This window comes from Burkholderia anthinoferrum (assembly GCF_002925705.1).
In the GTDB taxonomy this organism is placed as follows: Bacteria; Pseudomonadota; Gammaproteobacteria; order Burkholderiales; family Burkholderiaceae; genus Burkholderia; species Burkholderia semiarida.
In genome coordinates this window covers 313,874-326,470 of sequence record NZ_LFZP01000041.1, presented here as the reverse complement: position 1 = coordinate 326,470, position 12,597 = coordinate 313,874, and the positions used below count along the sequence as shown (strand labels likewise).

Below are 12,597 nucleotides of genomic sequence, written 5' to 3'. Positions count from 1 at the left end.
AAATCAACCGCTGGGCGGATAAACCGGGATGTATCGTTCGTTGCGGGCGCGAACCCGCAACGACAGTTCAGGTGAGTTGCAAACCGTTGGCTTGCGGCACGCTCCATGCAGGTGCGACCTCCGCCGATCTGCGTCCGCTGAAAATCTCCAGTGTCGCCAGATCTTCTTCGCGTAGCGGATTCGCAATCGTCGCTGACCAGCGCCCCGCAATTTCCGAGATCGAATGGCATGCGTCGATGACCGGTTTCGCGGCGAGCGCGCGCCGCGTCATGTCCGCTAGCGACCGCGCGTAGGCGGCTGCCGAGAAGGTATCGGTGGCCCAAAGCTGCGCTTTTTTGCCAATTGTCCTGATTTTTTCCCGATCGCGGATCAAGGCGGTCAAGCTGGACGAAATGTCGTTAATTTCATTCTTGACCGATACCTTCAGCACGTACTCGTCGGGAATCTCAGAATAGAAGCCGGCATCGGTACAGATGACGGCTTTTCCATAGAGCATTGCCTCGATCGCGGACGCAGATGCTGCTTCGAGCGTCGGCCAGCGCAAGCAACTGACGACGTCGCTCTCGGCGATCGTTTGCGCGAGCACAGCATCATCGACTTCTCCGACGATCACCAGATTCACACCGTGGCTTCTGGCCATACGAGACAGCGACAGCACTATCTCTGGCTGAACATGGCCCACGAGCTTGTAAGTGATGTTGTTTCGGAGCGTTGCACTCGCGCCAATCGCCGTGATAACGCTTTCGACACGCTTGTTCGAATTGACGTGCCCGATGGTCAGGACTTGCACGCGCCCACAGTCCTTGTGATGCGGGTGCCGTTCGGTCTGAGCAGCCGGCGCATCATAAGGGAGTGCTGACACGCTGACAGGCCCCGAGCACGCTTTCAGCACGCGATCGCATCCCCACGAACTGTGAGTGACGACGCCGAGCGCCATCGAGCAGATCCATTCGGTCATCGGCGAGTCTTCGCACGTGGCGTCGATGAACGCGTCGCCGTTGGTGTAGGCGAAGAAGCGCGCGGCAATCGCTTCACCGTACCAGTTCTTCAGGACGGCATTGGCCTCTGGTAGGTGTGACTGCGCCCAGCCGTAAAACAGATGTCCGAGGTAAAAATCGTGAAGGCATACGATACCCGGCGCCTTCGATATCCAGTGTAGGCAACCCTCATGAAAATCGTAGCTGTTGCCGATCTGGTAGACGCACATATCCGCCGACGCAGTGGCCTGCTGTACGCTCGTGAATTCGTTCCACGCAATAAGTGGCGCGTTGAATTCGTGCGTCGGAAGATCCAGAAACCGGACCGATTCCGTTTGCACAACGCTGACTTCGTGACCTTGCGCAACGAGCTGACGAACAACCAACGACGCCATGCGACCAATTGCCGAGCGTTTGATCGTCGGCGTGAAGATCAATAGCTTCATTGCAGGAGCGCCTCCACGGTTTGCGGCCAATTCACGCCCATGCTTTCCCACAACGCCTTGGCTGCCTGTCCATAAGTGTGTGCTCGTGCGGCGTTCTGAACGACAGCGTGCATGACGCTTGCGAGCGAGGCGGCCTCGGGTTGCGCAACCCACCCCGTCTCGTTGTGCTTGACGAGCCCTAGAATACCGCCGCTATCGTCGGTCGTGATCAGCGCCTTGCCGGCCGTCGCGGCTTCCATGGCAACGTAACCCAGCGAATCTTCGTCGAATGGCAGATAGGCCACGGCCGAGGCCTCGTTGATGTAAGTGGCATACACGTCGCGCGGCAGGAAACGCAAGTCGAGCTTGACGCGATCCGACAGGCCAAGCCGCTCGACGAGTTGATGCAGGCGCGTGCCGTCGGCCGGCGTGTCCGGCGGACCGGCGATGATCAGCCGTACTCCACGGTCGGTTTTCGCGAGCGCTTCGAGGAGGAGATACTGACGCTTCATGTCGTTTACGCGGCCACCTGCGAATACGTAGCCACCGGGCTCGCCTCCGGGAAACATCTCCGGATCATTGACGGGTGGAAGCAGGACTTCAGCGTCGAAGCCGTTGTACTGCTTGAGCCGACGTTGAGTCACCGCAGAGTTCGTGAAGATGTGGCGGCTTTCCGCAAAGCTTTCGTTATCGGCATTGCGGATCATTTCGCGCAATGCGTCACCTTCCGGGCCGGGCGGGAGATTGGTCTGGCCTGCATCGAACAGGTCATACGCCTGCCGGTATTGATGCAGCAGCCAAAGCGACTTCCGGTGGTGGCGAATCAGGTACGCCGGAAATTTGAGTGCGATGACGTGGTCCGCATTCGACAATTCGAACGCCCGCACCATCAGCATCTGCGACGGAATACGCGTTGCAGGTTCCCATCGGAACGGGATGCGGAGCACTTCGGCTTCGTGGCCGGCAATCACCAGGTTTCGCTGCAGATGCGCAGCCAACTCTTCCGCACCACCCCAGACGAACGGGGCCATATTGTTGACGACGAGCACCTTCATGCGAGCAACCTTTGGAGCACGTGTTCCCACGAAATGTTGAGCGCCTTCAGGCGTTTGGGTGCCGCTTTCCCCATTTGAATCGTTTTGTTTCGATCGAGATAAAGCCGATCCATCGCTTCCGCGAGTGCTTTGGGATCGGGATCTGCCACATAACCATTGATGTTGTCTTGTACCAACTCGAGCACGCCGCCGGAATCGGACACCGTCAAGACAGGCTTCTCGGCGTGACTGGCCTCGACGCTCGGATAGCCGTACGAATCCTCATCAACCGGGATATAGGCTGCAGCGAGACAATGGGCCAGTTGCTCGATCTTTTCCTCCTCGGAAATCCAGCGATCTTCCAGCAGTACCTTTTCGTCAAGAGCCAGAGCGGAAATGGTTCGCCGGAGGTCGTCTGCGTAGCCTTGCGATCCACTTTTGCCATAAAGGCGCAGCCGGACGGGCGTGGTGACGTATTGCATCGCTTCGATCAGCAGGTGCTGCCGCTTGTGATGTTCGATTCGGCAGATACATACGATATCGTTCGAATAATCCGCGCAATGGAACCGTTCCGGCTCGAATACCGGCGGGTACAGGATTTCGCTCGGGACGTTGTTGTACTTGTCCAGGCGTTCGGATACGACGCGACTGTTCGTGAAGACCGCCTTGGCTTCTCTCAGACCCACGTCGTCGACCTGTCGTAGCGCGTCGCGCATGCCCAGATGCTTTTGATCATCCGGGAAGCCCCGGTACGGCGAATCCCACAGATCATAGAATGCGCGCAGGTGATGGATAAACCATACGATCTTGTGCCGATGGGGAATCAGATGCGCTTGCGGCCGGAAACAGATGATCCGGTCAGCTGCGTCCAAGTCGATCCACCGATAGGCCATCATCTGTTTGAACAGCAGATCTGGAGCATCTGTCTCCGGCAGATAGACGCGCTCGACGCGATGTCCTTGCCTTTCGAGCATGATCTGAAGCCACTCGACGATGTTTCTGTAGCCGCCATTGACGAATGGCACGAAAGACGAAACAAGCGCAATCTTCATCAGTCGGCAAGAACCTGCTGCAGGCTGTCGGCAATGCGTTGCACGTCGGCCCGCGTTAAATCCTGATGCGTCGGCAGATTGATGCCGCGCTGCGACCATAGATCAGCGATCGGATAGGTCGACTCCTCCATGTAAGGCGGCAGCACATGCATCGGGTAAAACACCGGGCGCGTTTCGATGGCCATTTCGTCGAGGCATCGCATCACGTAATCCCGCTTGTGCTCGTCGCCTTCGCGCAAGAACACGTTGTACATCCAGAACACCTGCTTGGCCCAAGAAGCTTCGGACGGCAGGACGAGCTTGTCGCGCAGTTCATTCAGGGCTTCGTTGTACCAGCCTGCCAGGCGTTCGCGCTCGGCGAGCGCATTGTCGATGCCTTCCATCTGCGCCAGCCCGATTGCTGCCTGGATGTTGGTCATCCGATAGTTGTAGCCCACGACGGGGAACCAGTAGCGGCGCGTGGGGTCCATTCCTTGGCCGCGATACAGGCGCAATTTCGCTGCAAGCTCGTCGTCGTCGGTGGTGACCATGCCGCCTTCGCCGGTCGTAATGATCTTGTTGCCGAAGAAGCTGAAGGTCGCGCAGGTTCCGAGGCTACCGACACGCTTGCCGCGCACTTCCGCGCCATGGGCTTCGGCGGCATCCTCGACGACCCACAAGCCATGTTTTTTCGCGATCTCGTTGACGGCATCCATTTCGGCCGGGTGACCGTACAAATGGACGGGAATGATGCCCTTGGTCCGAGCGGTGATTTTGCGTTCGATGTCGTTTGGATCGATATTCATCGTGTCGGCGCTAACGTCGACGAGCACCGGGGTCGCGCCGCAATAGCGAACGGCGTTGGCAGTGGCGATATAAGTGACCGTCGGGATGATCACTTCGTCACCGGGCTGCAGGCCGAGAGCGACCAGCGCGAGGTGAAGGGCAGTCGTACCGTTGTTTGCCGCAATCGCGTGCTTGACGCCGCAAAATTTCGCAAATGCCTCTTCGAACGCCGGAATGTATTTTCCGTTCGAGGAAATCCAGTTCGTATCGAGGCAATCGAGAACGTACTTGCGCTCGTTTCCGGCCATCTTCGGCTGAGCTACCATGATTCGCTGCATATGAATATTCCTGTTACCTTATTTGTTTGGCGGGCACGCCAACGGCCGTGCAGCCCTCGGAAATATTGCTAACCACAACGCCGCCAGCGCCGATGACAGCTCGCTCGCCAATGACGATTTCCGGAATGACCTTGGTACCGATGCCGAGAAATGTGTAATCGCCGACTACGACGTTGCCGGCCAGCGCGCTTTGAGGCGCGACATGCACCGCGCGTCCGATCCGGCAATCGTGATCGATCGTGGCACCCGTATTCACGATCGACAGGTCACCGATGCTTGCCTCTGCGTTGATCACGGCGCCGGCCATGATTGCTATACCCGAACCGATCGTCGCGCTCGGCGAAATCGTCGCCGACGGGCTGATCGCATTGACGAGCGTGTAACCGTGGCGCAGCGCCAGTGTCGCCAGGCGGTCTCGGAGCCTGTTGGCGCCAATGGCGATGAATACGCGCGCGTAACCTTCGTGCCTCAGCGTCTCTAGATTCTCGTCGCCCTTCAGCACAGGAACACCGACGCATTGTTCCGGACTGTCGGCTCCACCAATGCAGTAAGCCACGCGTTCGCCAGCCGCCTGCAGCAGTTCGATGCAGACTTTCGCATGCCCTCCGGCCCCAACGACAACAATTTCCTGCGTCATGCGTCCAACCTTTCCCAAACGCCCGAATTCTTTCGGCTGAAAAGCAAATTGATCGAATCACAGGCAAGCAGATTTTCGATGGTCCAGTGCTCCAGCACGCCGGAAACACTATTGATTGCTCGATATTGCAAGCCGTGCGCCGCAAAGGCATTCAACCAGTCGCCGGGCGCGATGCCTGTTCGCTTGAGGTGCGCCGGGCCGAATTCGACGATGATCGCGAGTTCCGTATTGCGCTCGATGAGTCCGGCTGCGGATTCGATGACTTGGAGTTCGGCGCCTTCCGCGTCGATTTTCAGAAGATCGACCTTTTGTGTGGCCGGAACGATGTCGTCTATCTTGACCACGGAGACTTCGACCGGCTCGGTATCCGTGCTCGTGCGTTCGTCAAGCGGGAAAAGGGAGTGGTGGCCGCTCGTCGCACCGAGAAACAGTTTGTGATGTCCGGTTTCGTTTGAGACGGCGGCTTGATGAATCTCCACCAGCGAAGCAAACCCGTTCATCCACACGGACCGTTCGAGCAGTGCTTTGGTCGGCCCGAACGGCTCGAATGCAATAATCTTTCCTTGACCTTGCATCGATCGCGCTGCGGCAAGCGTATGGAGTCCGATATTTGCGCCCACGTCGATGAAACAGTTTCCTGGCTCGACAAGCTTTTCGATGAGCAGTCGCGTACCGCGTTCCAATTCGCCGGTCTCGAGCAGGGAGGCAAGAAGCGCGTGATCGTTCTCGGCGCAAAGCGCGAAGCCGGCTTCGGTTCTGACAAGCACGGCACCATTGCCGCAGTTGACGGCGACTCGGCGAGCCGTTGCGTGGCTGTAAATCTCGATACGGTCCAGCTTGGGATTGATGTTTGCAAACCACTCGTCAAGCCGTTGTGTCGTTTCGGACACCGCTTGTTGGGTTTCGAGATGGGTCAGACTATGGGACTCGAGCGCCTTCTGATGCGCAGCAACCATTTCCTGGCGAAGGGGGACCTGCGTGTCCCGGAATTCCTGTGCGGTCGTCGACGTTGCCTGTCGAATTTCGTGGGTGACCGCCTGCCGGGTCGTCAGTACATCCCCTTGAATCGACGCTTGCGCCTTCTGAAGCTCCTGCACCATATGAGCGGTCGCTTTCTGCAATTCCTGATGAATTGCAGATTGAGCGTGATGGATCGCCGACTGGGAGGCGAATGCATCCTGCAAGAGCTGGTGGCGAATCTCCTGCAGCTTGGTCAGGTTTGCCGACAGGGAGTTCTGAATTTCCTGGCGGAAGTCCTGCTGCAATTCAGCCATCAGATACCGGCGCGCCCTGAGCGCGATGGGGCGGATAGCGGGTTTGAGAAGCCTGTACGTGATTTGCGCCAGCGGGCGCAGCAGTTTCTTCACCTGTTGCCGGATGCTGGTATGCGTTGGATGCGTCGACGCGATGGCGTCGCTTTCGCCCGGATGAGCGGAGGCCGGGGGCGCGTTTCCTGTCGCCGTCGCCTCGTGCTGATGGGCGCGCGCGTCTCGTTTCGTTGTCGATGCAAAGGCAACGCCGACATCAGCGCCAAGCCTCAGATTTTTTTTCATTGGGGAATCCCGATCCGGCGTGTCTGGAACTTCAAACTTCAAAGTGAGTCGTGCGGGAATGCATCCGATGTTCCGGGTTGGCGTGTCCGACGACCAGTTCGGTGGCATGCCTGCGTCAGAAATGCGACGAGGATGTCTGATCCGCATGATGCGTTGCAGGCCATCCTTGAAACGATAATTATCTCATTATGTTCCAGGGAACTCAAAACGTGCTCGGCTGCATGCACGCGTCATCGCCGGTTCGCATCGCCGTGCTTGTCTCGATAGTGCGCGGCAGTAGGGATCCGCTTCCCCGAAAAAACACGACAACATTGGGACGCGTCGGAGTGCGCACGGGGTCGCGTGGGGCCTGCGGTAGTACGACTCCGAAGGCATGGCACGTATCATTTCGTGATTGTGCGTCCGGCTGGATCGGCCCCGTTGGAGCACGATATATTCGCCTTAACCGCATGATTATGCAGGATTTTTTTTGGCGTTTCGGTGGGGCCGGAGCGTTGTTTCGAGTTGTTAATGGCATGGCCCTTGCGGCGAGGTACTTCTTATAATCGCCGGTCCGTCGCAAAATTCGCATTTCTTGACTTTGATACCTACGGTGACCGGTTAAAATCCGGGCCTGACGAGGCTCGGGCGTTGCCACCCGTGATATGTCATGCGACGAGCGCCCCGACCGGGCGTGCCGCACATTTCTAGAGGGAGTCCCATGATTCTGGTGACGGGCGGTGCGGGTTTTATCGGTGCCAACTTCGTTCTCGACTGGCTACACCACCACGACGAACCCGTGCTCAATGTCGACAAGCTGACCTATGCGGGCAATCTGCGCACGCTGCAGTCGCTGATTGATAATCCGAAGCACGTATTTGCGCGTGTCGATATTTGCGATCGCGCCGCGCTCGACGCACTGTTTGCCGAACACAAGCCGCGTGCGGTCGTGCACTTCGCCGCCGAAAGCCACGTCGATCGTTCGATCCATGGCCCCGCCGATTTCGTGCAGACCAATGTCGTCGGCACGTTTACGTTGCTCGACGCGGCGCGCGCGCACTGGAGCGGGCTGAGTGATGCCGACAAGGCCGGATTTCGCTTCCTGCACGTGTCGACCGACGAGGTATTCGGCTCGCTATCCCAGACCGATCCGCAATTCTCCGAAACGACACCATACGCGCCGAACAGCCCGTACTCGGCGACAAAGGCCGGCTCCGATCATCTGGTGCGTGCCTATCACCATACGTACGGCCTCCCGACGCTGACGACGAACTGCTCGAACAACTATGGCCCATATCAGTTTCCCGAGAAGCTGATTCCGCTGATGATTGCGAACGCGCTTGCGGGCAAGCCGCTGCCGATCTACGGCGACGGCCAGAACGTGCGCGACTGGCTGTACGTCGGCGATCATTGCAGTGCCATCCGCGAGATACTTGCGCGTGGCGTCCCGGGCGAGACGTACAACGTCGGTGGCTGGAACGAGAAGAAGAATCTCGACGTCGTGCATACGCTGTGCGACCTGCTCGACAGCGCGCGTCCGAAGGCGACGGGTTCCTATCGTGACCAGATCACCTACGTGACGGATCGTCCAGGCCACGATCGCCGCTATGCGATCGACGCGCACAAGCTCGAACGCGAACTGGGGTGGAAGCCGGTGGAGACGTTCGAGACGGGGCTGGCGAAGACGGTACGCTGGTATCTCGACAATCAGGCTTGGGTTGACGATGTCGTATCGGGCGAATATCGCAAGTGGGTCGAGACGAATTACGCGCAACGCACTTGAGGGCATGGCCGATGGCACGTAAAGGCATCATTCTCGCGGGCGGTTCCGGCACGCGACTGTATCCGATCACGCATGTCGTATCGAAGCAGCTCCTGCCGGTCTACGACAAACCGATGATCTACTATCCGCTGTCCACGCTGATGGTGGCCGGGATCCGCGACGTACTCATCATTTCGACGCCGCAGGATACGCCGCGCTTCGAGGCGATGCTGGGCGATGGCAGTCAATGGGGGATGAATATCCGCTACGCGGTGCAGCCGTCACCGGACGGGCTCGCGCAGGCATTCATCATTGGCAGGGAATTCATCGGCAACGATCCGTCGGCGCTGATTCTCGGTGACAACATTTTCTACGGGCACGATCTGGCGAAAAAACTGGAGCGGGCGGACGCGAAGGAGTCGGGCGCGACTGTGTTCGCATATCACGTGCAGGATCCGGAGCGTTACGGCGTCGTCGAATTCGACACGCAATTTCGCGCGCTGTCCATCGAGGAAAAGCCAGCCGTGCCGCGCTCGAATTATGCGGTGACAGGCTTGTACTTCTACGACAATCAGGTGTGCGACATCGCCGCCGATATCAAGCCATCCGCGCGTGGCGAACTCGAGATCACCGACGTGAATTCACGCTATCTCGCCGATGGCAAGCTCGACGTCGAGATCATGGGGCGCGGCTATGCCTGGCTCGATACCGGCACGCACGATTCGTTGATCGATGCGGCAACGTTCATCGCGACGTTGCAGAAGCGTCAGGGGCTCGTTGTTGCCTGTCCCGAAGAGATCGCCTATCGCAGACAGTGGATCGACGCGGATCAGTTGCGCAAGCTTGCCGTGCCGCTGGCGAAGAACGGCTACGGGCGCTATCTCGAACACGTTCTTTTGGATCAGGTCGCATGGCAATTCAAGTAACGGCAACGGCGCTGCCGGAAGTCAAGATCATCGAACCGAAGGTGTTCGGCGATGCGCGTGGCCATTTCTATGAAAGCTTCAACGCGCGCGACTTCGCGGAACACGTGGCGGCGGGCGTCGAATTCCTTCAGGACAATCATTCGCGCTCGACAAAGGGGGTGCTGCGCGGCCTCCACTACCAGATTCGGCACGCGCAGGGAAAACTTGTGCGCGTCGTGGAAGGCGAGGTATTCGACGTCGCGGTCGATATCCGCAAGCACTCGCCGAATTTCGGCAAGTGGGTCGGCGTCGTGCTGTCGGCCGAGAACCATCGGCAGGTATGGATTCCGCCCGGTTTTGCGCACGGCTTCGTCGTGCTGTCCGACGCTGCGCAGTTCCTGTACAAGACGACCGATTACTGGTACCCGGAGCACGAGCGCTGTATCGTGTGGAACGATCCTGAGATCGGGATCGAATGGCCACTCGATGTGGCGCCATTGCTGGCGCCCAAGGATGCCGCGGGCGCACGACTCAGCGAAGCCGAGGTGTACGTTTGAGGCCGGATATGAGGCAGCAGCCGACGATTCTCGTGACCGGGGTAAACGGCCAGGTTGGTTTCGAATTGTTGCGATCGCTCCAGGGGCTCGGCCGAGTGGTGCCGTGTGACCGGTCGACGCTCGATCTTTCCGATCTCGATCGTGTGCGCGCTTTCGTCAGGGATCTGAAGCCGTCCCTGATCGTGAATCCGGCCGCTTATACGGCGGTGGACAAGGCAGAGAACGACATCGAGCTTGCGCGACGCCTGAATGTCGACGTGCCGCGCGTATTTGCCGAGGAGGCGGCGCGTAGCGGCGGCGCGCTGATCCACTACTCGACCGATTATGTGTTCGACGGTGCGAAAGCGGGCGCGTATGTAGAGACAGACGCGACGAATCCCTTGAATGCATACGGAGCGACGAAGCTCGAGGGCGAACACGCGATCGCGGCGACCGGATGTGCGCATTTGATCTTGCGCACGAGCTGGGTATATGGCCGGCGTGGCAGCAACTTCCTGCTGACGATGCTAAGGCTGGGCGCTGAGCGCTCCGAGTTGCGGGTCGTTGCGGATCAGGTCGGCGCGCCGACCTGGGCCAGGACAATCGCTGCCGCGACGTCGCACATCGTCGCCCAGGGCGTTGCATCGGTTGACGCCGACTGGTGGGCGCGCCAGTCGGGTATCTACCACTTTACGTCTGCCGGCGCGACCTCCTGGTGCGGCTTTGCCGAAGCGATATTCGCTATCGCGATGGCTTCGCGCGCGCCGAGGGTGGTGCCGATTTCCTCGGATGACTATCCGACGGCCGCAACGCGGCCGGCCAATTCGCGAATGGCACTGGGGAAGCTGACGGCGGCATTCGGCTTGCAGATGCCGGATTGGCGCGATGCATTGCAACTGTGCTTGAGCGAATGACGCGCCGTCCGCGCCGGGCGAGACGGGTTGCGGGCGCCCGGGAATGCCCCGGCCCTCCCCGGTGGTTGTTCGGGGCGCCCCGGCCGTTTCCGGGGAAGGTGGTTCGCCGGCTATAATTCTCCTTTCGGCCCGGTCCGATGCGACCCGGCTGACACCGATGCCGGCGGTGTACTGATGCAAATGGCGAAGGCCTCGACCTTGCCAACGGATACTAAATTTCTGGAGTGAATGCGATGTTAATCCCCGTCATCCTGTCCGGTGGTGCTGGCACCCGACTGTGGCCAGTTTCCCGCGAAGGGCATCCCAAACCGTTCATGAAGCTTGCGGATGGTGAAAGCTTGCTCCTGAAAACCTACCGCCGGGCGGCAGCGGCGATCGGCAATGATGGGGAATCCGAGCGTGGAGAACTGTTGACGGTCACGAACCGCGACTACTACTTCATGAGCAAGGACGAGTTCGGCTATGCCGCGCTCGGCAATCAGCAGTCCGGTGTATTCATGCTCGAGCCGACCGGTCGCAACACTGCGCCTGCGGTGGCGATGGCGGCGCATCACGTTGCGGACAAGTACGGGCGCGACGCGCTGATGTTGGTGCTCGCAGCCGATCATCTGGTGCAGGATCAGCAGGGTTTCTCGGCTGCGGTCGCGAGCGCGATCGAACTTGCGAAGCAGGACAAACTGGTCACGTTCGGCATCGTGCCGACGGGGCCGGACACGGGCTTTGGCTACATCGAGGCGGGGGATCGCGTCGGGGACGGCCGCGTGGCGCTGCGCTTCGTCGAGAAACCCGACGCGGTGAAGGCTGCCGAATATGTCGCAGCCGGCAACTACCTGTGGAACTCGGGCATGTTCTGTTTCAAGGCCGGTGTGATTCTCGACGAGATGGCTCGTCATGCCCCGGACGTCGCGACGGCCGCCGATGAATGTTGGGCGTCGCTGCAGTCGGACAAGGGTTCGGCGCAGATGCTCGAGATTCCCGCCGAATCGTTCCAGAAAATGCCCGACATCTCGATCGATTATGCGGTGATGGAGCGTTCGTCGAAGGTTGTGGTCGTGCCGTCCAGTTTCGGCTGGAGCGATATCGGCTCGTGGGGCGCTGTGCGCGACCTGACCGTGCCGGACCAGGACAGCAACCGGGCCGTCGGCGAAGCGATCTTCGTCGATAGCCGGAACACCTATGTGCAGAGCCAGGATCGTGTCGTCGCGGCGGTTGGCGTCACCGATCTGATGATCATCGATACGCCGGACGCATTGCTGGTCGCGAGTCCCGATCGCGCGCAGGACGTGAAGCAGGTGGTAGCCCGCCTGAAGAAGCAGAATCACGATGCCTACAAACTGCATCGCACGGTGAGTCGCCCGTGGGGCACGTACACGGTGCTGGAGGAAGGCCCGCGCTTCAAGATCAAGCGCATTGAAGTCAAGCCGGGCGCGAGCCTCAGTTTGCAGATGCATCATCACCGCAGCGAGCACTGGATCGTCGTGTGCGGGATGGCCAAGGTCGTCAACGGCGATCAGGAAATTTTCGTTCGGACCAACGAATCCACCTACATTCCCGCCGGTCACAAGCACCGCCTCGAGAATCCCGGTGTGCTGGACCTCGTGATGATCGAAGTGCAGAGCGGCGAGTATCTCGGCGAAGACGACATCGTTCGCTTCGAAGACGTATACGGCCGGGCTTGATGCCGGGAATGACGCCAGTCCTTCGGATCTAGCGGGGCTCA

11 protein-coding genes are annotated in these 12,597 nt (G+C 59.5%); 5 read left to right on the top strand and 6 right to left on the bottom strand.

Annotated features, from left to right (window positions below; all coding sequences use genetic code 11):
* Window positions 1–67: 67 nt before the first annotated feature.
* From C5F75_RS14870 to C5F75_RS14845, 6 genes are read right to left on the bottom strand one after another with little or no spacing between them, the layout of a single operon-like run.
* On the bottom strand, window positions 68–1,423 hold the full coding sequence (locus C5F75_RS14870; RefSeq protein ID WP_099316121.1) for a glycosyltransferase: 1,356 nt from the start codon (window positions 1,421–1,423) through the stop codon (window positions 68–70).
* Window positions 1,420–2,457 carry a glycosyltransferase family 4 protein gene (locus C5F75_RS14865; protein WP_104012388.1) on the bottom strand — a complete coding sequence of 346 codons (1,038 nt, stop codon included), beginning with the start codon at window positions 2,455–2,457 and terminating at the stop codon, window positions 1,420–1,422. Before C5F75_RS14865 ends, C5F75_RS14870 begins: the two co-directional genes overlap by 4 nt.
* Window positions 2,454–3,488: a glycosyltransferase family 4 protein gene (locus C5F75_RS14860; RefSeq protein ID WP_104012387.1), complete on the bottom strand. Its 1,035-nt coding sequence runs from the start codon at window positions 3,486–3,488 to the stop codon at window positions 2,454–2,456. Before C5F75_RS14860 ends, C5F75_RS14865 begins: the two co-directional genes overlap by 4 nt.
* Window positions 3,488–4,591, bottom strand: a complete 1,104-nt coding sequence (locus C5F75_RS14855) for a DegT/DnrJ/EryC1/StrS family aminotransferase (RefSeq protein WP_099316124.1) — start codon at window positions 4,589–4,591, stop codon at window positions 3,488–3,490. Before C5F75_RS14855 ends, C5F75_RS14860 begins: the two co-directional genes overlap by 1 nt.
* Before the next feature lie 13 nt (window positions 4,592–4,604).
* Entirely contained in the window at window positions 4,605–5,228 is a 624-nt protein-coding gene (locus C5F75_RS14850) for an acetyltransferase (RefSeq protein WP_104012386.1), read from the bottom strand.
* The gene (locus C5F75_RS14845) at window positions 5,225–6,781 is read right to left on the bottom strand and encodes an FkbM family methyltransferase (RefSeq protein ID WP_167351604.1); all 1,557 of its coding nucleotides are present in this window, start codon (window positions 6,779–6,781) and stop codon (window positions 5,225–5,227) included. Before C5F75_RS14845 ends, C5F75_RS14850 begins: the two co-directional genes overlap by 4 nt.
* Window positions 6,782–7,481: 700 nt before the next feature.
* Here C5F75_RS14845 and rfbB point away from each other — a divergent pair.
* The 5 genes from rfbB to C5F75_RS14820 all read left to right on the top strand — a co-directional run bounded on the left by rfbB (window position 7,482) and on the right by C5F75_RS14820 (window position 12,556).
* Window positions 7,482–8,543, top strand: a complete 1,062-nt coding sequence (gene rfbB, locus C5F75_RS14840) for a dTDP-glucose 4,6-dehydratase (protein WP_104012385.1) — start codon at window positions 7,482–7,484, stop codon at window positions 8,541–8,543.
* 11 nt (window positions 8,544–8,554) lie between these two features.
* Window positions 8,555–9,448 carry a glucose-1-phosphate thymidylyltransferase RfbA gene (rfbA, locus tag C5F75_RS14835; protein WP_059574201.1) on the top strand — a complete coding sequence of 298 codons (894 nt, stop codon included), beginning with the start codon at window positions 8,555–8,557 and terminating at the stop codon, window positions 9,446–9,448.
* Window positions 9,433–9,984, top strand: coding sequence for a dTDP-4-dehydrorhamnose 3,5-epimerase (gene rfbC, locus C5F75_RS14830; protein WP_059574200.1), 552 nt, complete (start codon window positions 9,433–9,435; stop codon window positions 9,982–9,984). The genes rfbA and rfbC overlap by 16 nt, the downstream gene beginning before the upstream one ends.
* An 8-nt stretch (window positions 9,985–9,992) precedes the next feature.
* The gene (gene rfbD / locus C5F75_RS14825) at window positions 9,993–10,877 is read left to right on the top strand and encodes a dTDP-4-dehydrorhamnose reductase (protein WP_104012384.1); all 885 of its coding nucleotides are present in this window, start codon (window positions 9,993–9,995) and stop codon (window positions 10,875–10,877) included.
* A gap of 233 nt (window positions 10,878–11,110) precedes the next feature.
* The gene (locus tag C5F75_RS14820) at window positions 11,111–12,556 is read left to right on the top strand and encodes a mannose-1-phosphate guanylyltransferase/mannose-6-phosphate isomerase (protein WP_059574198.1); all 1,446 of its coding nucleotides are present in this window, start codon (window positions 11,111–11,113) and stop codon (window positions 12,554–12,556) included.
* The last annotated feature ends 41 nt before the right edge of the window (window positions 12,557–12,597 follow it).